The sequence below is a fragment of the Gemmatimonas sp. genome (assembly GCF_046594945.1).
In the GTDB taxonomy this organism is placed as follows: Bacteria; Gemmatimonadota; Gemmatimonadetes; order Gemmatimonadales; family Gemmatimonadaceae; genus Gemmatimonas.
The window spans coordinates 21,462-45,888 of sequence record NZ_JBKJRB010000021.1 but is presented as its reverse complement, the minus strand read 5'-3'; the positions used below and the strand labels follow the sequence as shown (position 1 = coordinate 45,888).

Below are 24,427 nucleotides of genomic sequence, written 5' to 3'. Positions count from 1 at the left end.
GCGGCCGGCCAGAGCGCGCTCAACGTACCGGGGCTCGACACGGTCATCATTGACGACACCCGATTCACCAACGTGATCGACCGTGGGCGCAATGTGCTCACGCGCGTCCACCTCGGGTCGAACGAAATCCTGCAGATGGCTGGGCGCGTGCATGGCCGCGTGGAGAATGGCCGCGTGTTCATTCTCAGCGACCGCGACATCCGCTTCGAGTCACTGAAGCCAACCGCACCCGACTTTCAGCTGGCGGGCGACTCCGAACGCGTGGCGCTTACCTGCGCCGATCTCGGCGTGCAGGCCGACGCGCTCGACTTGCCGGTGCCGCTCGATCGCGTCGCGTACCGGAAGGCGATCGCGCATCTCGAGTCGCGCGGATTGATTGAGCACGGCCGACTGACCACGTATGGAAAAGCGGTGGAAGCATTGCCGGTGGATCGGGCGTGGGGGGAGCTCATCGTGAACGGCGATGACGAATTGCTCCCGATGCTGGCGGTCATGAGTGGCATCGATTCGTTGCATCGCATGTCGCGTGAAGGCCGCGATCTAGAGGGGCTGGTGGTGCGTGGTAGCGATCACCTCACGGCCTACAACGTGTACGCCGACGGCTTCCGTGCCGCGGGCTACATTGGCGAGGTGTACGGGTTGTCGCGGCACATGTTCGACGCCGAGCGCATCGCCCACTGGGCCGAGCAGCGCGGAATTCTGGTGAAGGCACTCGAAGACGCGGCGCTCGCGATGGCGAGCGTGTACCGCTCGGTCGGCATGCCGCTGCCGACCACGCTACCGTTGGTGCGTCGCGAGCTGCACACGCGTTTCTGCGATCTGCTCGCGCGCTTCATGCCGTTCGATCTCGTGATCGAGGAGCAGACGCCCGACGGTCAGGAAGCGCGCGTGTCGAAGACGAGTGTGTGCGGCAGCTGGGGGGCAGTGGCGGGATCCTTGCGCTACTTCGCCGATCGCTTCGGTGTGCCGCGGGCCGGTATTGAAGGCACGCAGCTTCCCATCGAACTGATCAAGCAGTACGCACAGCGACTTCCACCGGAGCTGGCGCTTGATTCCGAGCGCAAGCAGTCACCGGTGCTGTTGCGTCGACGGCTGACGTATTTCGGGTTTGAACTCGCGCGTGAGAGCGAAGGGCTCGACGAATTCCCCGAAGCGCACGCCCAAGCAGCGCGGCATCTGCTGGCCGAGGCGGCGGCGCGCAATGAATTGCGTCACGCGTCGGTGCGTCGCAATCAGCCGGTGGTCGAGGAGATCCGCGAAGTGTGGCGTCGGCTGGGCGGGATCACGCCGCGCCTTGGTCAGGCGGAGCTGACCGCTTGGTACGAAGCACAAATGGGCACCGCGACCAACTGGGAGACCATCCGACATGCGCCCATGCTGATTGACCGGCGTGATTTCGTGAGTCTCGAGCAGGTGGCCGAAGCGCGCGCCATGCCGGGAGCGGTGGAAATTCGCGACCGCGCCGTACCGATGGACTATGACGTCGAAGAGCACGAGGGACGACTGGTACCGGTCGTTCGGTTGCGCGTGCCGGAGAAGCTGGCGCGCACGATGGTGCAAGAGGAGGTGCCGTCCCTCGACCGTCCGGTGCGGTTTGTCGTGCCGCGGGGCCAGCGCGGGTCGGTGCGCGCGGATACGCTTGGCGACTTGCAACACAAGCTCGATCTGCCGTTCACCGACGACGAACGCGCGCGCAGCACGGAAGCGAGTGCATCCCGCAAGGGTGGAGATCGTGCGGGTGGTTCGCGAAGGGAGGCCGAACGCGGTCGCGGTGGAGAACGGGGTGGGGAGCGCGGTGGGGAGCGCGGTGGTGGGTCTCGCGGCGCCGGCGGTCAACGTCACCCAGGGAAGGGGCGACGGCGGCGCTGACTGGCGCGTTATACGAGTGTGTTGGTTGAGGCCGCGATTCTCGACCGCACCGGCGTCGACTGCTTCACAAAGGCGTCGACGTCGCTCGCTGGCAGCGGGCGGCTGTACAGGTATCCCTGCCCGAAATCGCAGCCGATGGAGCGGAGGAATTGCTGCTGTCCCGTTGCCTCGATCCCTTCGGCGACCACCTCAACGTTCAGGGATTTGGCGAGTGACACGATCGTACGCACGAAGGCGGCTTCGCGGACGCCATCTTCGATCCGTGATACAAACGACCGGTCGATCTTGAGCTCGTCTACTGGAAAGTACTGCAGATGGCTGAGCGATGAATAGCCGGTGCCGAAGTCGTCGATCGCGAGCTTGATCCCGAGCGCTTTAAGCGCGTGCAGCTTCGCCAGCGCGAGTTCGGGCGTGCGCATCACGTCGCTCTCGGTGATCTCGAGAATCAACCGACGCGGGTCGAGCCCGGACACTTGAAGCGCCGCGCGTGTATCCTCGATGAGTGTCTCACCGTCGAGTTGCTTCGCCGCCACGTTGACACTGACCGAGAGCTCCTCGCCGGCCGAAGGCGCCCACCGTGCCGCCTGCCTACACGCTTCCATCAGCACCCAACGACCGATCGGTACGATCATGCCGGTTTCTTCGGCGATCGGAACAAACAGTCCCGGCACGACATACCCACGTTTGGGGTGATTCCAGCGAATCAATGCTTCGAAGCCCTTCACGCGCCCGCTCTTGATGCGCATGAGCGGCTGGAATTCGAGGAAGAATTCGTGACGGTCCATGCCCCGGCGCAGGTCGGACTCGAGCTCGAGCCACTCCATGGCATCGCGGTGCATCGTCGGATCGAAGCGACGCACGCAGGCCTTCCCCGACGATTTCGCGGCGTACATCGCCGTATCCGCGTTTCGGAGCACGGTCTCTTCGTCGTCCGTCGGGGAGGCGACCGCAATACCGATGCTGACGCCAACGACGACCTCCCGTCCCCCGATACGCATCGGCGTACGCAGCAGCACCAGCAATCGCTCGGCGAGCACGTCAGGGTCGTCACCTTGCTCGACTGATTCAATGACCACGGCGAACTCGTCACCACCCAGCCGCGCGACCGTTTCACCGGCGCGGACGGTGCTGGCGATGCGTCGTCCGACGAGCTGTAGCAATTCGTCGCCGACGGCATGACCTAGTGAGTCGTTGACCCGCTTGAAGCCGTCGAGGTCGAGCAGGATGACCGCGACCCGGCTGTCACCTCGGCGGCGTCGGTCGAGCGCATGACCCAGTCGATCGCGAAAGAGCACGCGGTTTGCCAGCCCGGTCAGATCGTCCTGGAAAGCCTGCTTGAGCAGCTGGCCTTCCATGCGCTTGCGCTCGGTGATGTCCTGAATCATGCCGATCATGCACGCTTCGCCGCCGTGGGTCACGCGGGACACGGTGAGCTGTCCCCACACAATGTGCCCTTCCTTGTGAAAAAAGCGGCGCTCGATGGTGATGGAGTCCCGTTCCCCGGTGCGGAGCTCACGACCGAACTCGCGCGCGGCTTCGATATCTTCCTCGGGGGAGAGCGATACCGCCGCCCGACCCACGACGTCACTTGGCGAAAAGCCGAGCAGTTCCTGCGAGGCGGGATTGGCCTCGAGAATGATGCCGTCGAACGACAGCACATGAATGGCGATGCCGGCGTACTCGAAGAATGCGCGGAACCGCGCTTCGCTCTCGGCGCGTGCACGAATGGATGCACGCTCGACCGTGACATCGCGCACGTTCACGATCACCGCCTCGTGCTCCTTCAGGACCACCGTGTGAAACATGACTTCCGCGTCGAGCTCGCGCCCGTCGCGAGCATGCATCGTCGCGTCCGTCGGCACGCCGGATTCGGGGAGCGCGACGTTTGACGCGAGCATGAGCGTGAGCTGGCAGTGGCCGCTTCCGAACAACTGCAGGCTCGCGATCGGCGCATTCAGGACGTCCTTTTCGAGATGCCCGAATGTCGTTTCGGCGGCGCGGTTCCACGCGATAATGCGGTGGTCGTCTCGGGTGAGGGCAAACATCGCCATCGGGCTCTCATCGAAGAGTAACCGATACCGCTGTTCGCTTTGCTGCATGCGTGCGTAACGCGACTCCAGCTCTCGCGACAGCTCTTTCATGGTCGCGGCGCCAAGCTCGCGCTCGCGGTCCACGTCATGCAGCAAGGCGCTGACCGACGTGAGGATCGGCGTCAGTGCGTCCGACATCTCGGTGGTCCCATGTCGTCGAAGCTGACGCAGCACGTACGGGTGCATCCTCAGCGCTCCGAGATCGTCGTCACGGTCATCGTCTGGTTGTGCAACACGGCAGTGGCAAACTCGCGGCCGTCGGTGGGGGGCGCGATCTCCCCGTTGCTATAGAATCCGACGACCGTGGACGAGCCGCTCAGGCGGCCGACTTCCTCGATCTCCTCCTCGACCCGGCTGCGCATAACAGCGCGGCGTCCGATGCACGAGATGCAGAGGGTGAGCGTGGAGTCACCTTCGACGAGGCCATCAGCGATGCCCTTGTTGGCTAGCTCGGCGGCCTGCGCCGCGCCGTCGATGAGCTTGTCGGTCGTGGTGCGCATGAGCCGAACGATGCTGCCGGTCGGGATGTCGCCGGCGAAGCGCATGGAGCCTGCGGCTTCATCGATGGCAAGCAACGTGCGCACGGAGACGGGCCCGTCTTTGTAGGCGCGCACCTCGAGTGGAAAGAGCAAACCACTGCCCGGCAATTCCTTGGCGAAGTCACCGAGGTAACGCGCGTACACATCCAGAGCGCGCTCGCCATCGAGTTCGAAGACGTTGGCCACAGTGGAGCGCGTCACGATTCGTTCGGGTCCGAAGTAATCCCAGCCGCCGACCGAGCCGGTGCCGATGCGCAGTGACTCGCCGACGAAACCGAGGGCGACGATACGGCCTGTGGTGGGGGTGTCATTGAGGCCAATTACCGATCGGGTGAGCCGGATGCCGTTGGAGGCCAGCCCACCGGTGACCTTGACGCCGGGCGGGAGCAGCGGATTAAGACCGTCGAGGAAGCCGGCGGCGTTCATGCCGATGCCTTCGGCGAAGATCAAGACGTGCCGGAGGCCGGTGATCGCGGCCAGTTCGGTGCCAATCTCGGAGCCCATCGCGCGACTGTTGTCCACGTCGACCCCATCGCGGATAACCGGACGGACCGTGGCGTGCCGGAAGGCGACGGTGGTGACGACGGTTTGGCAGTCGTCGACGGCCCCATTGGCAATTTGTCCGCCTCCCGAGGCATAGACGTGCTCGGCGGCCGGGTAGCGGTCGGCAATGGCCGCGAACCATGCCTTGTCGGGGGGCTCGACCGGTCCGAAGCTCAAAACGAGTTGCACCGTTGCGTTGGGCGTTTCGGGCAACGGTACGGACCAGCCGGACGTCGGCGTCCAGAGCGAAGAGCCTACACGCATGATCTTGGGGGCGAAGGCGACAGCCGCCCGTGGCGCCCCGGAATAGGGCGCGATCGTGCTGCTGGCTAACTCGACGGATTCGTGTCGGAATAAGTCTCGGCACGAGTGACGCAAAAACCACGGGCGAGATAGTTCGGTAACGCGGCCGGCGCGTCGAGCGTGCAGGTGTGGAGCCACACGCGCGTGGCTCCCCAGGCGAAGGCCGTTCGCACGGCTTCCGATACCAGCCACGCACCGAGGCGACGTCCCAATACGCGCTGGTCGAGTCCGATATAGGCGATTTCCACGGATCCATCCATGTGCCGCTCGAGCTCGAGAAAGCCCGTCGGGTCCGTCCACTCCGCGCCGAACTCTGCTATCACGCGAAAAATCTGCACGTCCTGGCGCGCAAGATGCGAGGCGATCGCGTGGTGCTCCCAGGCGTCGCGGTCGTGCCAGTGCCACGGTGCACCGATTTGTCGGTACAGCCCTCGCCACGTCTCGACCGAGCAGGGGTCGATCCGTTCAAGCGCGGCCGGTACGTCGGGCGGTTGCCCAGGCACCAGTTGCTGCGGTGAGGACATCTCGAGATACGTCCTCGTGACCTCGCACGGTCGGGGGCTTGCCGAGGCGGCCTGAACGTTAGGACTCGTCAGTCCAAGTTTTTTCGCATCTTCGAAACCGTTTTCGCTCATCATGGGAATGCTAAAGTTGCGTAAGTGTTTGTCAAGTATCGTTTTATAAGTACTTTGCCGGCCGGGCTTGCGCATTGGACCGTACGGTCCTAATTTCTTCCTAACATGTCAGACCGCCGAGCACAAATCCTGGACGCAGCCGCCACGTTGATCTCCGAGCGAGGGTTTACTTCGACTTCGGTAGACGATGTCATCAAAGGCGCGAAACTCAGTGGCAAGAGCCACTTCTATCACTATTTCAAGTCGAAAGAGGAACTCGGCTATGAAGTATTGAACCGGCAGTTTGAACGGTTTGCCGAACGTGGTCTCGCCATTCTGCGTGAACCGATGATCGACCCGCTCGATCGGCTCAATCTGTTTATCGACGCCGTGGTGGCGCTGCAGTCTGAGAGCGGCGGACGTCGCGGTTCACCCTTCGGCAATTTGGCGGCCGAGCTGGCCGATGCCCACGAAGGGTTCCGAGTGCGGATCGAAGCGGTCTTTGAGCGGTGGGCCAGCCAGATCCGCTCCTTGCTGTGGGAAGCGCGACCGCAACTGCACGACGATGTCGACGCGGTGCGGTTGTCCCGCTTCATCATTGCCGCGCTGGAAGGGGCGGTGCTGATGACTCGCGTGAAGCGCGATCTCTCGGTGCTCGAGGGAATCGCCATCGATTTGAAGCGGTTCATCGCCATGCATGTGCGTGACGGGGCGGCGTTGCCGGTGCACCGGAATCTCGAGTAGGCAGGATCCTCACAGCACTTCGTTGCAGGGACCATGTCGGTTCCTTCCACGGCAGGACGACAGCGACCGCTGCGCTCGGCGCAGATTATGGAGAGAGGGATCATGGTGAGCATAGACAACGAGGCAGTGCAGTTGGCGACCGTCCCGCGCGATGCGAGTGACGTCGCGGACCGGAGCGGCGATCGGGTTGCCCGTCGCGCGCAGTTCGAGCGCGAGGCGCTCGTGCATCTGGACGCGCTGTACTCGTTCGCGTTGAAGCTGGCGCGCTCACGCGACGACGCCGAGGATCTGGTGTCAGACACCCTGCTGCGTGCGCTGGAGCGGTGGGAGCAGTACCATCTCGGCACAAACATACGTGCCTGGCTCTTCACCATCCTGTATCACGTGTTCGTGAGCCGGAAGCGTCGTATTGACGCGCGGGAAGTGCAGCAGCCGGAGGACACCGAAGGCTGGGCGCTGTTCGAAGCGGTGGGCGAGGCCGATCCCGAGGGGCGCTTCTACGACTCGTTTCTCGACGATGAAATCACGCGGGCGATCCGCTCGCTGCCCGAGGAGTATCGGTCGGCCGTGGTGCTGAGTGATCTGCAAGGGCTTCGGTATGCCGAGATCGCGACGGCGCTCGGCGTGCCCGAGGGCACCGTGAAATCGCGCCTCTTTCGCGGACGCCGCCTGTTGCAGCGCAAGTTGGCCAATTACGCAGTGGAGATGGGCTATCTGAAAGAGTCCATCGTGCGTGCGGTCGTGACGCCGACCGTGACCGCGGTTGTGGGCGAGTAGGGAGTTTGGCGTACCGCTGGGGCGTTCAGGCGTCGCGGGCGAGTGAGCCAGCAGCGCTGGCCAGCTCATGCAATGCGCGTTCCACGGTGCCGCTCCACCGATGCAGTTTATCCCGAACGGCCGCCAGTTCAGCACGACTGGCGGCTGAATCGCGTGCGGCATCGTCGTGGAGGGCGCTGAGTTCCATTACGCGCGCCTTCATGACATCGAGTGCACCGGCGAGGGCGTCGCGCTCGCGTTCGGCGTCCTCGAGAAGTTCGTGCACACGGGCGCGTGTCTGTGTGAGCAACGTGCACATGGCGCGCCACGCATCGCGCTCGAGTGTGAGCTGTCGACGCGACGCCGTGTCCTCGGCGAGTCGTTCGCGGAGGCGAGCCAGCCGCTGCACCAGTGACCCGTTGCCATTAATCGCGGTACCGGGTCCCAGTACGGCCAGCGCGGCCTGCAATTCCTTGTCGAGCTCATGGGCGCGGCGCTCGAACTCGTCGCGCGCCGCCCGTGTTTCATCAAGCGCGGCCAGCGCTTCGCGGAGGGCGCGCAATTCGACGGCGATGCGTCGCACGCCACGTGCATCGCCCTCGGACACGAGCCATCGCAATGACGCGACGAATCCACGCTCCAGTGTGAGGTCGGGATCGGCCTCCGGGCGCGGGATGGTGTCAAACGCACGCGGCGTGTCGCTCAAGGGTGCTTCACCGAGCGCGCCCGATGGCGGGCAGCCTTGGCGCGATTGCCGCACGTCCCCATGTCGCACCAGCGTCGCAGCCCGTTCTTGGTGCCGTCAAGAAACACGCGATGGCAGCGCGGATCAGCGCACCGCCGCACGCGCGCCAGCTCCTCATCGACCAGCGAGTCGGCGGCAGATTCGACGATCGGAATCATGAGGCCGGCGAACGCATCGCCGGTGGGTACGAAGGCGCGCGCGTAGCCGCCGGCGGACCGTGGGTCGAGCCGGCGCGTACCGGCACTACGGCCAAGCACGCGATTGATCTCCACGACGGCGTCGTCACGTACGCGTGCCGTGAGCTGCCCCTTTTCGGCGAGCACGCGAAGCGCCGCGCGCACTCGTCGGGCGTCGACGAGGGTAGCGGCGGCCGCGGCCGGCTGGAGGACGGCGCGGCGGCGAATGCCAGCGGCGCGCTCGTCGTCAATGGCCCCTTGCGCCTGAAACCAGAGCAGGACTGCCTCGAAGTCGCGCAACAAATCGCCCCCGGGCATTTGCGCGGCGGCGTCAGTGTTGACGAAGTCAAGCCAGAGTCGCGTGCGAGGGGGCACGAGTCCGGGTGGACGATCGCGCGAGTCGGCCCGTCGCGCGTCGGAGAGAGAACCGAGCATATCGTGGAGTCAGAAGAGCTAGGTTACGTGCATACGTGGCTGCGAGCAAGCGCCATGTACCACCCTCGACCTTTTTCTACGGCAATTCCGCCAAAATATGAACTTTCCCTTCGCGCGCGTTGCCGTCGGTTCGCGTAATCCGGTCAAGCTTGCCGCCGTGCGTAGCGTACTCGAGCGTGTCCAGCCGGCGTTGCAGGTCGAGGGCATCGACGTCGCGAGCGGCGTGCCTGATCAACCGATGGGCGACGAAGAAACACAGCGCGGCGCGCGGAATCGGGCACTGGCGGCGCTCCAGCTGACGGGGGCGGAGCTGGCAGTCGGTTTGGAAGGCGGCGTTGTGGAATTGGCCGACGGTCGCATGCGCAGCTGCGCGTGGGCGGTGGTGGTCGACCGCGATGGTCGGGAGGGGATGGGTGGTTCGCTGTCGATGCCGCTGCCGGACGTGGTTGCGGCGCGTATCCGTGCCGGGGAAGAGCTGGGACACGCGATGGACGCGATCGCCAGCGCCGTGGGGACCAAGCACGGCCGCGGCGCCGTGGGGATCCTCACGGCGGGGTTGATCGATCGACAGCGGGCCTACGAGCCGATGGTAGCCTACGCGTTGGCGCCGTGGTTGGCGCCAACGTTGTTCGCGGCGACAAATCGATCCGACGATCAGGACGGTCGGTAAACAAGCACCGGGGTGTGAGTGTGACGGATGACTTCGTCGGCCACACTGCCCAAGACCATGCGCTTGAATCCGCCGCGTCCGTGCGTCGCAAGCGCCAGGGCGCCGGCCGATGTCCGAGTGGCCTCTTCGACAATGGCGCGTGAGACGCTCATGTCGGTCACGGCGTGGACGGTAGTTCCCGGGGGGCATTGCGCCGCCATCTGCGCGAGATACTCGCGGCGTCCGGCCTCCTCGAGCTCGAGCGCGTTGTCATCAACCAGCAGCGCCTCGGCCCCGAACGGGGCCATCGGCATCGCGTGCGGCACGGCGACCGACAGCAGCGCCATCGTGAGTCCGGTCGCTTCGGCGAACGTCTTCGCGTGCGGAAGGATCGCTTCGGCAAACGGGGAGCCGTCGAGCGTGCAGAGGAGGGTGCCGACGGGCAGCTCCGGAGACGCCTCGCTGCCCGCGCCGCGCACCAGATACACCGGCGCGGTGGCGCGCGTAAGATACGCCGTGGCCACACTGCCAATGCGCAACCGTTCGAAGCCGCTGCGCCCGTGCGTGGTCATCACGGTCAGGTCGACCCCCGCCGATTGCGCATGTTCAACCAGGGCCTCGACGATCGTGCCTTCGAGCAGCACGCCTGACGCCGACACCCCCTGCGCCGTGAGTTCAGCCACGGCGGCGTCCAGCGCGGCCTGATCCTGCTTCCGGTGTTCGCTGACCAGCTCCGCGTCGTACACGGGGATGGCAACCTCTCCCGGCACGAAGGGAATGTAGGCGCTGGGATCGTGCACCAGCGCGAGTTGCAGGCAGGCCCCGGTTCGGCGGGTAAGCGCCACGGCGACGGGCAAGGCACGGGCACTGAGCACCGAGCCGTCAAATGGCACGAGAATGGTCTTGTACATTGCAAGACGTTGCACGCCCGGGAGCGATCCTGCCAGAGGGGATCTCCCGATAGTTTGTCACCGTTCTGCTACGGGTCTCATGACGGCATCGCGTCCCTTTGTCACCCACGAACGCGTCCGCTGGGCGGATGTCGATCTCGTATCGATCATGCGTTTCAGCGCCTTTACGCGGCTCGTGGAAGTGGCAGAGCAGGAGCTACTGCGGGCGGCGGGTCTGCCCTACGCGACGCTGTTCGACAATCCCCGCCTCTGGATGCCGCGGCGTCGTCTCGAGATCGACTATTTCGCGCCGGCCCGCATCGACGATGCACTGTCGCTCGTGACCTACGTGTCGCGCCTGGGCGACACCTCGCTCACGCTGCAGGTGGACGTCCGTCACGCCACGCGCCATACCCTGATTGCCGCCGCCACGATGGTCGTGGTGTGCGTCACGGTGGACGGATTTGTGAAGCGCTCGCTGCCGCGGATCGCCCGCGAATCGCTGGCGCCCTTCGTCTTGACGGTCGAGGAAGCCCGCGCCGGCGCGCCAGAAACGCGCTAGATTGCCGGTATGTCAGACACGACGTACGTGCGCAAAGGCTTCGGCCTGAAGGCTGAGGTGCAGGACACCCTCGCGGCCGACTACACTGGTCAGCTGGTGGATATGCTTCGTGCGCACGACTACACGTTGCACGCGGGTCAGACCACGGTGCGCCTCGCCAAGGAATTCGGGTTCTGTTACGGCGTGGAGCGCGCGGTGGACTACGCGTATCAGACGCGACGAAAGTTTCCCGATAAGCGGATCTTTCTGGCTGGTGAAATCATCCATAATCCCCACGTCAACGCCAAACTGCGCGAGATGGGCGTGGTCTTTCTCTCGGCCAGTGGCAAGGGGTTTGATTACGCGCCCGTGGAGCCGGCCGACGTCGTGATCCTGCCCGCCTTCGGCGTCACCATCCAAGACTTCCAGACGCTACGGGAGCGCGGGTGCGTGGTGGTTGATACGACCTGCGGATCGGTGCTGAATGTGTGGAAGCGGGTGGAGGTCTATGCGCGTGACGGTTTCACGTCGCTGATTCACGGCAAATACTACCACGAAGAAACGCGCGCGACCGCGTCGCAAGTGGAGAAGTATCCGGGCGGCCAGTACATCGTCGTTCGCGACATGACCGAAGCGGATCTCGTGATGGACTACATCGAGGCAAAGGCCGGCACGCCGACACCGAGGCCGCCACTCTCGCGTGCGCAGTTCCTCGAGACGTTCGCGAAAGCCGCATCGGATCATTTCGATCCCGATCTGCATCTCGATCGTATCGGCGTCGCGAATCAGACTACGATGCTGGCGCGTGAATCGCTGGCGATCGGTGCGGCGGTGGGCGACGCGATGGCGCGCGCGTACGGTGATGCACATCGGTCGGAGCACTTCCGCACGTTCGACACGATCTGCAGCGCCACGCAGGACCGGCAAGACGCCGTTGTCGAATTGCTGGCGGAGCCGCTCGATCTCATGGTGGTGGTGGGCGGCTACAACTCCAGCAACACGATTTCGCTGGCGTCGCTGTGCGCCGAGCAGGTGCCGACGTTCCATATTGCCGATCCAGATGAGATCGACGTCGAAGGGAACGCGGTGCGGATCCGTCGCGTGGGCCCGCATCATCACGAAGAGGAAGTGACCGACTGGCTACCGACCACTGGGGTACTGCGTGTCGGCATCACGGCTGGTGCCAGCACGCCGAACAACAAGATCGGACAGGCGGTGGCCCGCGTGTTTGCCATTCGTGGCGAACGCGTCGATACGAGCCTCTGAGGGCGTTTGCCCGTCCACGCTAAATCGGAGATCGCGGCCGATGCATGGTCCGCTGGTGGCGTTTCGTGCGAATAGCGGCATGGCTGCCGGGAATCTCTCGCAGCCGCCAGCGGGTCACGGCGCTGGCGCGGCGTCGTTGGCGTGAGGGCGCCTGCGCGGCTTCCGGCGGCAATCGCGGTCTGATGGCCGGACGGCGGTGCCCGCGTCCTGTCGTGAATGGCGTGCTACTCGCCGCCGCTGTCTTGAGCGCGGCCTGTCGCACGCCATCGTCCGGCAGGGCGGCACCGCCGCCGCGTGGCTCGACTCAGATTGTGCGCATGCTGCTCGTGAACGATGTATATGTCACCGACACCTTGCGTGACGGGCGGGGGGGATTGGCGCGCGTGGCGGGTTTGCGCGACTCGATCGAACGCGCGAATGACGACAAGGTGCTGTTCGTGCTGGCGGGCGACGTGTTGAGTCCGAGTGTGCTCGGCAAGTGGTATGGCGGCGCGCAGATGGTGGACGGCTTCAATGCGGCGCGGCTCGACCTCGCGACGCTGGGGAATCACGAGTTCGACGGATCGCGCACCAACCTTGTGACGCGACTGCGGGAGTCGCGCTTCACGTGGCTTTCCGCCAATTGCGGCGAGGCGAGTGGCGCGTCGTTCCCTGGCGTCCGTGGCTGGGATACGCTGCGACTGGGCGGCGTGAAGGTCGGCATCCTCGGGACAACCGTCGTGCGCGACTACGCGCCCTACGTATCGTGCCGGAATCCGGATAGCGCGACCACGGCCACCGTGGACACGCTGCTGGGGCAGGGATCGGAACTGGTGGTGGCGCTCACGCATCGCTTCATGCGGGACGATGTGATCACCCTCGAGCGCGAGCCGCGCATCTCGGCAATTCTTGGCGGCCACGACCATGATGGACGCCGAATCGAGCGCGGCGGGCGTCTCTTGGTGAAGGCCGTGTCGAATTCGCGAACGGCGATCCTGGTCACATTTGCGCGTGACGGCGCATCGCCGTGGCGGGTGACCGATCGCCGCTTCGACATCGGTCCGGGGATGCGGGATGACCCCGCCACGATGGCCGTCGTACAACGGTGGCGCGACACACTGACGCAGCGTATCGGTCCCGATCGGGTGCTCGGTATCGCGCCCGAGCCCATCAACGCGATCGATTCCATCTCGAAGCGCGAAAGCCCCTTCGGCAACATGATCGCCGACGCCATGCGTATCGGCACGAACGCCGACGTGGCACTGATCAACTCCGGCGCGTTGCGCTTCGATGACATCATGCCCGCCGGCCCGATCACGCGGCACATGATCGAGGGCATTTTTCTGTTCGCCGACGAAACGCGGGTCGTGACCTTTCCCGTGAGTGGAGCGCGCCTGCGCGAACTCCTCGAGGTGAGCGTCGGGGTTGACGGACTTGGCAACGGACCGTATCTGCAGCTGAGCGGCGTACGCTTTCACTTCGACGCCACTCGACCCAGTGGCGCACGGGTCGTCGGTGATCTGCTGCGCGATGACGGGCGTCCGATCGGGGCGCGGGAGGCGCTGCAGCTGTCGATCGTGACCTATCCGGCGTGTCGCCGCGGTGACGGGTATCGCATTCCCGAAGCGGCCGATGTTTGTCGGGCACTCGAGGCCGCGCCCAGCTCGCGCCCGCGCACGGCCGATTTGATGCTGCAACATCTGGAGCGCATGAACGGCCGCATCGTCCCGCCGCCGATCGGCCGCGTGACGCGACTCGATCGGCGATAACGACAACGTACTTCCGGTTCCCTTCACCAAGCCTATTGCCATGCATGAGCCCATTACCCCGCGCACTGCCGACGCGATATCGCGCCTGCGTCTCGATGGGAAAGTCGCGATCGTGACCGGAGGCACTCGAGGCATCGGGCTCGCGATCGCGACCACGCTGGCGCGTGCCGGAGCCAGGGTCGCGATCTCGAGCCGCAAGGTCGAACACGTTGACGCGGTGGTCACGGCGCTCCGCAGCGAAGGACTCGACGTCGTCGGGATCCCGGCAAACATGGGGAAGGCGGCCGACGCGCACGAGCTGGCCGCACGCACGGTCGAACACTTCGACGGGATCGACATCATCATCAACAATGCGGCTACGAATCCGATCTTCGGACCGCTGCAGCAGGCCACCGACGAGGCCTTCGAGAAGATCTTCTCCGTGAACGTGAAGGGGCCGCTGGAACTCTGTCGGACGGCACATACCGTCATGGCGCAGCGTGGCGGCGGCGCGATCGTGAACGTGGCGAGTATCGGTGGGGTGTCGCCGGAAGCGGGACTCGGGCTGTACAGCGTGAGCAAGGCGGCACTGGTGTCACTGACCAAGGTGATGGCGCAGGAGTGGGGTGCCGATGGCATCCGCGCCAACGTGATCTGCCCCGGCCTCATCAAGACGCGCTTTTCGCAGGCGCTCTGGCAGGACAAGGACCTCGCGGATCAGGTGCTCGGTCATCAGCCCATCCGACGCATCGGCGAGCCTGACGACGTGGCTGGGCTGGCGCTGTTCCTGGCGTCTGACGCGTCGGCCTATTGCACCGGTGGCGTCTACATGGTCGACGGTGGGTATCTCACATGACGCACGGTGGAGTTACTCCCGGCGCGACCGAGCTGGAGTCGCTACTCGCTACGGCGCGCGCGTTCGTACGCGAGACGCTGGTGCCGCTCGAGTTACAGCTGCTGCACGGCGACTGGGAAACGAATGCGCCGGTGTTGTCGCAGTTGCGGGAGCAGGCGCGCGCGCTCGGTCTCTGGGCACCGTTCCTGCCGGCATCACTCGGCGGACGCGACCTCCCGCTCGATGCCTACGCGCGACTGAGCGAGGTGCTTGGGTGGACACCGTTCGGCCACTACGCGTGCAATTGTCAAGCACCGGATGCCGGGAACATGGAGCTGCTGCTGCAGTTTGGCACGGATGCACAGCAGGCGCAGTTTCTCGGGCCGCTGGCGCGCGGCGAGATCCGCAGCTGCTTTGCGATGACGGAGCCGGAACACGCCGGGTCGAACCCCGTGCTGATGTCCACGCACGCGGTGCGTGACGGGAATGAGTTCGTCATCACCGGCCACAAGTGGTTCACGAGCAGCGCCGACGGCGCGGCGTTCGCCGTGGTGATGGCCGTGACCGATCCGGACGAATCGCGCAAGCATTTTCGCGCCAGTCAGATTCTGGTGCCGTTACCGGCCGCAGGGTACACGCTGGTGCGAAACATCGCGGTCATGGGCGAGAGTGGTGGTGGTTGGGCCAGCCACGCCGAGGTGCGCTTCGATGCCGTGCGCGTTCCGGTCACCAATGTGCTTGGACGGCAAGGTCATGGATTCGCCCTCGCGCAGGAACGGCTCGGCCCGGGACGCATCCATCACTGCATGCGCTGGATCGGCATTTGCGAGCGCGCCTTTGATCTGATGTGTCGTCGTGCCGCGGAGCGCGAGTTGGCGCCCGGCGACGTACTGGCGAACAAACAGCAGGTGCAGTTTTGGATCGCCGACTCGCGCATCGAGATTCATGCTGCACGCCTGATGGTGATGGATGCCGCCACGCGCATGGCGCGCTTGGGCCAAGAGGCGGCGCGCGAAGAGATCGCGTACATCAAAGTTTTCGTGGCCAACACGCTGCAGCGCGTGCTCGATCGCGCGATCCAGGCACACGGCGCCCTCGGCATGACCGACGACACCCCGCTGGCCTGGTGGTATCGGCACGAGCGGGCCGCGCGCATTTACGACGGTGCCGACGAAGTGCATCGCACGGTGATTGCCCGCCGCGCGCTCACGCCGTATCTCCCGCCGCGGACGCCGCGTGAGTAGCCGCTCGTGAGTGAGGAAACAATCGCGCTGCGCGAGGGAGAAGAGATTGACGCTGCGGTGCTGCTCGCGTGGCTTGCGGAGACGGTACCGGACACGGTGCCCGCCGGCGCTCGCCTGCGCATCCGGCAGTTCCCCGCGGGATTTTCGAATCTCACCTATCTGATCACGATGGAGCACGAACATGGCCGACGGGCGCTGGTGTTGCGACGTCCACCACGTGGGGTGAAGGCGGGGATCGCGCACGACGTGGGTCGTGAACATGGCATTCTGGAGGCGTTGCACGCGCGGGGCGTTCCGGTACCCAAGCCAGTCGCCCGCTGCGATGACGCCGCCGTGATCGGTGCGCCATTTTACCTGATGGAGCATGTGGACGGCGTGATCTTGCGCGGCACGCCGCCGGATTCGCTCACCGCCAACGTGGCCGCGATGCCGGCGAAGCTGGCCGTGCTCTCGCAGACCTTCGTGCAGACGCTGGTGCAGCTACACGCCGTGGACGTGTCGACTGAGCCGCTTGCATCGCTGGGACGTCCGGCTGGCTACGTGCAGCGGCAGGTGCAGGGATGGACGAAACGATGGGTCTCCTCACGCACGGGCGATGTGCCAGAGCTCGATTTTGTTGCCGACTGGTTGGAGGCGCATCGTCCACCTGATCGCGCAACGGCGCTGGTGCACAACGATTTCAAGCTCGACAATCTCGTGCTCGAGCCCGATCTGACGCGTGTGCGAGCGATTCTCGATTGGGAAATGGCGACCATCGGTGATCCACTGATGGACCTCGGCACCACTCTCGCGTATTGGGTGGAGCCCGGAGATGCGCCGATATTTCGCGCCCTCGGACTCGGTATTACGGCGTTGCCCGGGAACCTGACGCGGGCCGAGCTGGTGCAGACGTATGGCGCGCACGGTGGCATCGACGTGAGCGATGCACCGTTTTACTACGCGTTCGGGTTGTTCAAGGTGGCGGTCATCGCGCAGCAGATTTATGCGCGGCATGTGCAGGGGCTCACACGCGACCCGCGCTTCGGGGTGTTGGGCGAGGTTGTGAAGGCGTTGGGTTGCGCGGCGAAGGATGCGGCGGTGACGGGACGGGTGTGAAACGCCTCACACCCACGGCGCGTTACTGCGCGCTGTGGGCGTGAGGCTGTCCGCTCCCGGGTTTTGGGCTGGGGGGCTGTGTGCTCTCGGCGGTGGGCCGTGAGCGGTGGGCCGTGGGTTTTCCTACGCGTAGACCTCGAAGATGCCGGCGGCGCCCATGCCGCCGCCTATGCACATCGTGACCATGCCGTAGCCGCCGCCGCGGCGTTTGAGTTCGTGCACGAGTTGCGTCGTGAGCTTGGCACCGGTCGCGCCAAGCGGATGTCCGAGTGCGATGGCACCGCCGTTCACGTTGATGATGCTGGTGTCCATCCCGAGTTCCTTGATCACGGCCAACGCCTGCGCCGAGAAGGCCTCATTGAATTCGATGAGCTTGAGATCGGCGAGCGTCAGGCCAGCGCGCGCGAGCGCCTTCGGCACGGCCTTGATTGGTCCGACACCCATGATGTCAGGGTCCACGCCGCCAACGGCGAAGCTCACGAAGCGCGCGAGCGGGGTGATGCCCAGTTCCTTGGCCTTCGCCGCGCTCATTACGAGCACCGCCGCGGCGCCGTCGGAATAGGGGCTGGCACTACCCGCCGTGACGGTGCCCGTGGGTGAAAACGCCGGACGGAGCTTGGCGAGCCCTTCGAGCGTGGTGTCGGCCCGCGGGCACTCGTCGGTGGAGAAGACGACGTCCGTGACCGTCTTCTCGGCGCCTTTCCACGTGAAACGTGGCGTGGGAATGGGGACAATCTCGTCGGTGAACACCCCGCGCTGAATGGCCGATACCGCCTTTTGCTGACTCTCGAACGCGAACTGATCCTGTGCCGCGCGCGAGATATCCCAACGCTTCGCGACGCGTTCGGCGGTGAAACCCATGCCGATATAGCTCTCGGTGATTGCCGGCGAGAGTCGCGTGTTGTAGCCCGACATCGGCACCTGCGACATCATCTCGATGCCACCGGCCATCACCGCATCGCCCTGACCCGCGATGATGGCCTGCGAGGCGTACGCCACCGACTGGAGCCCCGATGAGCAGAAGCGATTCACCGTAGCCGCCGCCGTCTCCACCGGGAAGCCACCACGCAGCCACGCCAAGCGCGCGTGATTGAGTCCCTGCGAGGCCTCAGGCATCGCGCAGCCCCACTGCACGTCTTCGATGATCGCGGGGTCGATACCCGCGCGATCGATCGCGGCCTTCATCACGGTGGACGACAGCTCCACCGGATGCACGCCGGCCAGCGCACCATCCGCCTTGCCGCGCGCGACCGCGCTGCGAGCGGCACTGACGATTACGACCTCAGTCATCTCTATTTCTCCTGCCGCGCGCTCAATTGCGCAGCGGCTTGCCGGTCGTGAGGGTGTACGCGATACGCTCCTGCGTCTCCTTGGTGCCGAGAAGGCTGAGGAACTGTTCGCGCTCGAGGTCGAGCAGGTCCTGTTCGGTGACGTCACGTGCTGTACCGTCACCGCCACACAACACGTAGGCAATGGCGCGACCGACGCGGACATCGTGGGCCGACGCCTGACCCGCTTCCTTCGCCGCCCAGAGGGCGTACTCGAGATTCCCGAGCCCTTCACGGCCAAGCGCGCGCACTGTGCGCTCGAGGGGCGGGAGATAGCCGCGCGCGAGATCGAGCACCCGCGCCTTTGCGTCGGCGAGCTGGTGATCGCGATTCATGCTGATGCGATCGCTCTCGCGCAGGAAGCCCAACGCCTTGGCGTCGTATGCCGACGTGGTCGTGGTCGCGAAGGCAATCAGCTTGAACGCACGCTTCACGGCGGCGAACAGATCGGCCTCTTCGTAGTTCTGCAGCTCGGCGGTGAAGCGCATGAGCAACTCCTTCGTACCCCCGCCGCCCGGCAACAGGCCGACGCCGGCCTCCACGAGCCCCATGTACGTCTCGGCATGCGCCTGCACGGCATCGGCGTGCAGCGTGAACTCCGCACCGCCCCCGAGCGTCATACCGGCCGGTGCGACGACCACCGGGAACGGCGCGCGGCGAATCGACATCACACTGTCCTGGAAAACCTTGCAGGAGCGCGCGATATCATCCCAAGCGCCGGCCGACACCGCGAACGAAACCAGCGACAAATCGGCGCCGACACTGAATGCGCGCGCGTCTTCGTTGCCGATGACCATGCCATTGAACCCGAGCTTCTCGACTTTGTTGAGCGCGCTTTCGAGTCCTCGGAGCACCCCGTCGCCGAGGCTGTTCATTTTCGACCGGAACTCGAAACACGCCACCCCGTCGCCGAGATCGATCAGACGAGAGAGGCCGTTGTCGTCGAGCACGCGTCCGTTCTTGGCGAGGTTGGCCAGCGCCACGCGACCGGGGATTCCCGGAATGGGTTCATAGGTGCCGTCGAAGGTGAGATACTCGCCGTCCTTGTAGAACGACCCCTTCGCCAGTTCGAGCAGCGACGGGATGCTCTTGTTCTGCGCGCGGAACTCACCCCGCAGCCAGTCGATGCCCAGCGCGTCCATGACTTGGAAGGGGCCCGCTTCCCAGCCGTAGCCCCACTCCATGGCGCGGTCGATCGCCACGATGTCGTACGCCAATTCTGAAGCGAGCGTGAGTGTGTAATGCGCGGCGTCCGCGAGATGGTCGCGTAGGAACGCGCCCTGCGCGCCAGTCATCGCCACGGCCGCCGGCAGTCGCTGCGCGATCGGCATACGGATCGCCTGGCCGATCTCCCCACCCTCAAGCCGCTGCTGCGGCACATAGCTTTTGGACTTCCAGTCGAAGGTTTGCGTGCCTTCCTTCGCCTTCGCGTAGAAGCCCCCCCCCGTCTTGTCGCCAAGCTTTCCCTTGGCCACCAGGTCTTCCAGCATCCACGACGGAAGCGCGAAGTCTTCACCGGTCGCGCCGCCGATCCCCTTGGTCACGTGCGCGAGCACGTCGAGGCCCGAGAGATCACCGGTACGGAACGTGGCGGTGCGTGCGCGGCCGATCAACGAACCGGTGAGTCCGTCCACTTCATCCACCGTAAGGCCGTGCTGCTCCATGCGTCGCATGGTGCCGACCATACCGTACACGCCGAGTCGGTTGGCGATGAAGCCCGGCACGTCCTTGGCGATGACAATGCCCTTGCCGAGCGTGCGTTCCGCGAACTCGCGCGTGGCCCCGATCACCGCCGGATCCGTGTCGGGCGTCGGAATGATTTCGAGCAGGTGCATGTAACGCGGTGGATTGAAGAAGTGCGTGCCGAGGAAGCGACGACGGAATTTCTCGCCACGTCCTTCCAGCAGCACCGACATCGGAATGCCCGAGGTGTTCGACGAGATGATCGCCGTGGACTTCATCAGCGCTTCGATGCGTGCGAACAGCTGCTGCTTCGGCTCGGCGAGTTCGACGATCGCTTCACAGATCCAGTCGCACTCGGCGAGGAGCTCGAGATGATCTTCGGTGTTGCCGGTGCGCACGCGAGCCGCCGCCGCGGCCTCCATGAAGGAGGCCGGCTTGGACTTGATCGCTTTTTGCAACCCGTTCGTGGCGGGCGCACTGCGGTTGGGCGATGTGGGATCGCTATCGCCGGGGATATCGAGCAACACGACACGGCAGCCCGCCGAGGCAGCGAGAGCGGCAATGCCGCTCCCCATGGCCCCGGCGCCCACCACGCCGACAGTCGTCATGCGCATTCGGAACTCTCTCCGTAAGGGATCCCCACAAATTCCGCCGTAGATCGGCTGGGCGGAAGGGGCGGCGACGAAAAACACGACGTTGGCGTCATGTTCGCTGCTACGGGGTGAACCAGTAACTCACCTTGAGGAGCAACGTGTTCAGCGGACGGGCGCCGAAGAGCTGGCGCACGTCGCGACCGGGGACGAATACCCCGGCGTTCCGGTCGTCCTGAGCCCGGCCTTGCTGCCAGACCAGGAAAACCGTGCTGGCTGGCCGGTACTCCCACCGGAGCACGGCGTTCGAGTTGAACTGCTTGACGTTGAAGTCGGCCGGGGCCGTGGTACGGAACGACGAGAAGCGATCGGCGTAGTCGCCGGCGCGTGCGTCAGTCAGTTCGCGCCAATTGCTGTAGTCACCGGTAGTCACAAATGGCTGGGCGTACAGCTGAAAGGACAGCGTGGGGGTAGCGGTCCAGTTGGCCCGTACGGTGATGCCGAGAATGTGTTGTTGGAGCCGCGCAAACGTGTAGTGCGTGGTGTCGGAGAGAAATGCACCGTAATTGCCGATCCACTGCTGGTCGTTGGTGACCTGCTCGTAGTTGACTGCGATCGACGTGGAGAATCGGCTGGCGAAACGCCACTCGGCACCGGCGTCGGCGCCGCGGTACCATGAGCGCCCGGTGTCGCTGGTGCCGAGGCGATATGCCGCGCGCGGTACCACCACCGGGCGCGGATCGCCGACGAGATCGACGCGGAGATTGTTCCTGATCGACTGCCGCAGCGCCGGTCCACCCCGCGCGCAGCTCACGCAATGCGTGCCGCCCACGTCGCTGAGCGACGCGGTAATCGCACCACCCACGTTATTCAGCAGCGAGCCGCTGGTGTGCACGGACAACGTCTGCGCTGAGAGCAGGCCGCCGGTGGTCCAGTTCGTTTGCGCGCTCATCGTGGAGAATGACGAGCGCAGCAGGCGATTGGGTCGCAGCTGTCGGAGGTCGAGCGATTGCCGGAACGAGATGTCGTTCACGAGGTTCACAAACCCGAGATCGTTCATCTCGACCCCGGCCGACGCATACCGAAACGAATTCTCGTAGCGCACGCGACCGCCAACCTGCTTGATGCCGGTGGATACCACCACACCACCCATCGCGGTGCGTGTGGAATCGTACGATTGTTCATGATCGGGACGCTGATAGAAGTGCACGCTGTTGCGCTGCGTGAGGGCGATGGACTGCGCCGAGCCGCTGACTTCATTCAGGCCGGTGTAGGCCATCCACTCCCATCGGTCTCGCGCGAACCGGTGATAGCCTTGCAGCAGCAGTGTGGTCGCCGCGCGACGGAGAAACGGGTCAGTCGCGGCATCACTCCGACGACGGACGTCGGTGAGCTCCATACCTAGCTGTGAGCGCCCGCCGCGCATCTCGCGCAGTCCACGCAGGACGAGATAGTTCGTCTGCGGCTCAATGGTGGCGCCGTTGGCGCCGCGCACATTCTCGGTGGACGCGTTCACCAGGCCGAAGGCGACCCCGTTGTCGAAGCGGCCGGTGATCTTGGCGGCGGCAGTAATGTTCGTGAAGAGCGCATCGGCATTCGCGCGCCGCAGTTGTGGTGTCCGCCCGATGCGACGCGTGTAGAAAATGCCTTCGCACGATCCGCCGCAGCGATACAGCCCGGCGCCCTCCTGAAAAAACGGTCGACGCTCGTCGAACCGGATCTCGAATGCGGACAGGTTGAGCACGGCGGGATCCGCTTCGACTTGACCGAAGTCGGGATTGACGGTGGCGTCGATCGTGACGCGCGATCCGATGCCGGCTTTGAGATCGAGACCGCCAGCCAGCGAGCCGCGTGAGCCACCGTGGAGCGCTGCCGGATTCGGCACGCTCTTGGTCACCGTGTACGGCAGCAGTTCCAGTCGACGCGGCGTGCCGATGCCAGTGATGCCTTCGAGTGTTCCGAGCTGCGAGATGAGGGTACGGCGCGACGGTCGGTAGAGCGGCCAGCCCGTGCGTTCATTCAGCCGCGTGACGTCACGCCACACCCCAAAGCCGAAAGTGTGCACGTCTTTCGCCGTGAAGCGCAGCTGACTGAAGGGCACGCGATACTCGGCGATCCACCCCAGACTGTCGATGGTGGTCGCGACGTCCCAGACGCCATCCCACGTGGCGTCTTCGGTGATGTCGCCGTAAATCGAATAGTCACGCTTCACGCCGGCCGGATTGACTGCGAGTTCGACGCCGGTGCGTCCATCGTGATAGGCGTCGATGAGGATCTTGAGCTGATCGCTGGCCGTCTTTACATCGCGCCGAGAGAGCAGCGACGCGAGGCTGTCGGGATGCGGATCGAACGCGCGCACGATGACGTACAGATAGCGATCGTCGTAGGCGGCGCGCGCTTCCGTGCGGAAAGTCGGCTCGAGATTCTCGCCGGGCTCGAACTGCCGAAAGGCGGTCATCGGCGGCGCGGCTCGCCAGACGGCGTCGTCCTCGCGGCCGTCGATGTCCGGTGCACGTGTGGCACGAATCGCGCGGCCCACGGTGGCTCGTGTGCTGTCTGCGTCCTGTGCCGGCAGGCGAGATGACAGTGCTGTGATCAGGGCGGCGAGGAGCGCGACGGTCGACCGCGCGGAGGGAACAGCGATACGGCGTGGAAACGATGCGAACATCAGGTCTGTTGCGAGGGGTCGCGTCCGGCCACGTCAGCGTAATACGTCCGGATGCGGGCGATTCCCGCGGCGGGATCATCTTCCACGGGCATCGTGGTTGGCCCGAGCCGTACGACTTTGCGTCGGAAGTCGAAAGCAACGCAGCAGATCGGGACATTAGCACCCTTGGCGACGTGCCAGAAGCCACTGCGCCATGTCGACACCTTCTTGCGCGTGCCCTCAGGGGCGAGGGCGAGGGCGAATCGCTCGTGCGACTGGAACGCTTCAATAGTGCGCTCGACGGCATTCTGGGAATTCTTGCGATCCACCGGAATGCCGCCGTTGGCTCGCATAAACCAACCCAGTGGCGGCACGAACAGCGTGTGCTTGCCCCACCAGTGGGCGTCGAAACCGAGGGCCCATTTGGCCGCCAGGCCGAGCGGGAAATCCCAGTTCGACGTGTGCGGAGCGACGATGGCGACGAAGCGCGGCACGTTCGGCATCTGTCCTTCGAAGCGCCAGCCGGCTCGATGGAGGAGAGTACGGCCCAGCGCACGGAGCCACTGGCGATGCGATTGCGGGACATCGGGACCGAGCTGCCAGTCTTCCGGCGCGTGTACGCTGGCGAGGGGGGGCGTCATGCCGTTCATTTGACAGATGACAGACAAGATCCGCAAGAGCGAGCTGGAGTGGCGGACGATTCTCTCGACCGAACAATTCCGCGTCATGCGCTTGCACGGCACCGAGCGGGCGTTCGGCGGCTGCTATTGGGATCATCACGATGACGGCTGTTACCTCTGCGCCGGCTGTGGGCAGCCCTTATTCTCGTCGAGCGCGAAATTCGACTCGGGGACCGGTTGGCCGAGCTTCACCGAACCGCTGTCCGACGTGGCGATCGAGACCAACACCGATCGGCGGTGGTTCACCGTCCGCGTGGAAGCGCACTGTGCGTCGTGCGATGCGCATCTCGGGCATGTCTTCGACGACGGACCGACGCCCGGCGGCCTGCGCTACTGCATCAACTCCGCGTCGCTCGATTTCAGCGCGCGCGACGACTAGCCGGTCGCGCGGCACCGTCGGCTACGCAGAACCCCGATACCGGATCCGGAGATCCAACA

Annotated in this window: 21 protein-coding genes; 11 read left to right on the top strand and 10 right to left on the bottom strand. The window is 65.1% G+C overall.

Going from position 1 to position 24,427, the window contains the following annotated elements; all coding sequences use genetic code 11:
- Positions 1-1,869: DEAD/DEAH box helicase (locus ACLL97_RS02925; protein ID WP_411278981.1), on the top strand; the 1,869-nt coding region annotated here is incomplete at its 5' end.
- Positions 1,870-1,877: 8 nt separating this feature from the next.
- Here the strand turns inward: ACLL97_RS02925 and ACLL97_RS02920 are convergent.
- The 3 genes from ACLL97_RS02920 to ACLL97_RS02910 all read right to left on the bottom strand — a co-directional run bounded on the left by ACLL97_RS02920 (position 1,878) and on the right by ACLL97_RS02910 (position 5,868).
- Positions 1,878-4,097: a putative bifunctional diguanylate cyclase/phosphodiesterase gene (locus ACLL97_RS02920; RefSeq protein ID WP_411278980.1), complete on the bottom strand. Its 2,220-nt coding sequence runs from the start codon at positions 4,095-4,097 to the stop codon at positions 1,878-1,880.
- Between the two features lie 50 nt (positions 4,098-4,147).
- Entirely contained in the window at positions 4,148-5,305 is a 1,158-nt protein-coding gene (locus ACLL97_RS02915) for an FIST signal transduction protein (RefSeq protein ID WP_411278979.1), read from the bottom strand.
- Positions 5,306-5,370: 65 nt separating this feature from the next.
- Positions 5,371-5,868 (bottom strand): GNAT family N-acetyltransferase, encoded by a 498-nt coding sequence (locus tag ACLL97_RS02910; protein WP_411278978.1) that lies wholly within the window; start codon positions 5,866-5,868, stop codon positions 5,371-5,373.
- A 216-nt stretch (positions 5,869-6,084) separates the two neighbouring features.
- On the opposite strand from ACLL97_RS02910, the gene ACLL97_RS02905 reads away from it, so the two are divergent.
- Together ACLL97_RS02905 and ACLL97_RS02900 are read left to right on the top strand one after the other, a co-directional pair.
- Complete coding sequence (locus tag ACLL97_RS02905; RefSeq protein WP_411278977.1) at positions 6,085-6,702, top strand: TetR/AcrR family transcriptional regulator; 618 nt, start codon at positions 6,085-6,087, stop codon at positions 6,700-6,702.
- A 102-nt stretch (positions 6,703-6,804) separates the two neighbouring features.
- Positions 6,805-7,479, top strand: a complete 675-nt coding sequence (locus tag ACLL97_RS02900) for a sigma-70 family RNA polymerase sigma factor (RefSeq protein WP_411278976.1) — start codon at positions 6,805-6,807, stop codon at positions 7,477-7,479.
- 25 nt (positions 7,480-7,504) lie between these two features.
- Here ACLL97_RS02900 and ACLL97_RS02895 read toward each other — a convergent pair whose 3' ends face one another.
- Together ACLL97_RS02895 and ACLL97_RS02890 are read right to left on the bottom strand one after the other, a co-directional pair.
- Entirely contained in the window at positions 7,505-8,164 is a 660-nt protein-coding gene (locus tag ACLL97_RS02895; protein ID WP_411278975.1) for a hypothetical protein, read from the bottom strand.
- Positions 8,161-8,814, bottom strand: a complete 654-nt coding sequence (locus ACLL97_RS02890) for a CGNR zinc finger domain-containing protein (RefSeq protein WP_411278974.1) — start codon at positions 8,812-8,814, stop codon at positions 8,161-8,163. The genes ACLL97_RS02895 and ACLL97_RS02890 overlap by 4 nt, the downstream gene beginning before the upstream one ends.
- Before the next feature lie 97 nt (positions 8,815-8,911).
- On the opposite strand from ACLL97_RS02890, the gene yjjX reads away from it, so the two are divergent.
- Positions 8,912-9,484, top strand: coding sequence for an inosine/xanthosine triphosphatase (yjjX, locus tag ACLL97_RS02885; protein ID WP_411278973.1), 573 nt, complete (start codon positions 8,912-8,914; stop codon positions 9,482-9,484).
- Here yjjX and ACLL97_RS02880 read toward each other — a convergent pair.
- Positions 9,469-10,389 carry a universal stress protein gene (locus tag ACLL97_RS02880; protein WP_411278972.1) on the bottom strand — a complete coding sequence of 307 codons (921 nt, stop codon included), beginning with the start codon at positions 10,387-10,389 and terminating at the stop codon, positions 9,469-9,471. The two genes, yjjX and ACLL97_RS02880, sit on opposite strands and share 16 nt — an antisense overlap.
- A 64-nt stretch (positions 10,390-10,453) precedes the next feature.
- Here ACLL97_RS02880 and ACLL97_RS02875 point away from each other — a divergent pair, with 64 nt between their 5' ends.
- From ACLL97_RS02875 to ACLL97_RS02850, 6 genes are all read left to right on the top strand, one after another.
- Positions 10,454-10,915 carry an acyl-CoA thioesterase gene (locus ACLL97_RS02875; protein WP_411278971.1) on the top strand — a complete coding sequence of 154 codons (462 nt, stop codon included), beginning with the start codon at positions 10,454-10,456 and terminating at the stop codon, positions 10,913-10,915.
- Between the two features lie 9 nt (positions 10,916-10,924).
- Positions 10,925-12,160, top strand: coding sequence for a 4-hydroxy-3-methylbut-2-enyl diphosphate reductase (locus tag ACLL97_RS02870; protein WP_411278970.1), 1,236 nt, complete (start codon positions 10,925-10,927; stop codon positions 12,158-12,160).
- Positions 12,161-12,477: 317 nt separating this feature from the next.
- Positions 12,478-13,908: a bifunctional metallophosphatase/5'-nucleotidase gene (locus ACLL97_RS02865; protein WP_411278969.1), complete on the top strand. Its 1,431-nt coding sequence runs from the start codon at positions 12,478-12,480 to the stop codon at positions 13,906-13,908.
- A gap of 40 nt (positions 13,909-13,948) precedes the next feature.
- Positions 13,949-14,743 (top strand): SDR family NAD(P)-dependent oxidoreductase, encoded by a 795-nt coding sequence (locus ACLL97_RS02860; protein ID WP_411278968.1) that lies wholly within the window; start codon positions 13,949-13,951, stop codon positions 14,741-14,743.
- Positions 14,740-15,966 carry an acyl-CoA dehydrogenase family protein gene (locus ACLL97_RS02855; RefSeq protein ID WP_411278967.1) on the top strand — a complete coding sequence of 409 codons (1,227 nt, stop codon included), beginning with the start codon at positions 14,740-14,742 and terminating at the stop codon, positions 15,964-15,966. Before ACLL97_RS02860 ends, ACLL97_RS02855 begins: the two co-directional genes overlap by 4 nt.
- 6 nt (positions 15,967-15,972) lie before the next feature.
- On the top strand, positions 15,973-17,061 hold the full coding sequence (locus tag ACLL97_RS02850; protein ID WP_411278966.1) for a phosphotransferase family protein: 1,089 nt from the start codon (positions 15,973-15,975) through the stop codon (positions 17,059-17,061).
- A 123-nt stretch (positions 17,062-17,184) separates the two neighbouring features.
- On the opposite strand, the gene ACLL97_RS02845 is transcribed toward ACLL97_RS02850, so the two are convergent.
- The 4 genes from ACLL97_RS02845 to ACLL97_RS02830 all read right to left on the bottom strand — a co-directional run bounded on the left by ACLL97_RS02845 (position 17,185) and on the right by ACLL97_RS02830 (position 23,950).
- Positions 17,185-18,351 (bottom strand): thiolase family protein, encoded by a 1,167-nt coding sequence (locus tag ACLL97_RS02845; protein WP_411278965.1) that lies wholly within the window; start codon positions 18,349-18,351, stop codon positions 17,185-17,187.
- Between the two features lie 22 nt (positions 18,352-18,373).
- Entirely contained in the window at positions 18,374-20,686 is a 2,313-nt protein-coding gene (locus ACLL97_RS02840; protein WP_411278964.1) for a 3-hydroxyacyl-CoA dehydrogenase/enoyl-CoA hydratase family protein, read from the bottom strand.
- A gap of 100 nt (positions 20,687-20,786) precedes the next feature.
- Positions 20,787-23,330, bottom strand: coding sequence for a DUF5916 domain-containing protein (locus tag ACLL97_RS02835; protein ID WP_411278963.1), 2,544 nt, complete (start codon positions 23,328-23,330; stop codon positions 20,787-20,789).
- Positions 23,330-23,950: a lysophospholipid acyltransferase family protein gene (locus ACLL97_RS02830; protein ID WP_411278962.1), complete on the bottom strand. Its 621-nt coding sequence runs from the start codon at positions 23,948-23,950 to the stop codon at positions 23,330-23,332. Before ACLL97_RS02830 ends, ACLL97_RS02835 begins: the two co-directional genes overlap by 1 nt.
- A 16-nt stretch (positions 23,951-23,966) precedes the next feature.
- On the opposite strand from ACLL97_RS02830, the gene msrB reads away from it, so the two are divergent.
- The gene (gene msrB / locus ACLL97_RS02825) at positions 23,967-24,368 is read left to right on the top strand and encodes a peptide-methionine (R)-S-oxide reductase MsrB (protein ID WP_411278961.1); all 402 of its coding nucleotides are present in this window, start codon (positions 23,967-23,969) and stop codon (positions 24,366-24,368) included.
- Positions 24,369-24,427: the final 59 nt, after the last annotated feature.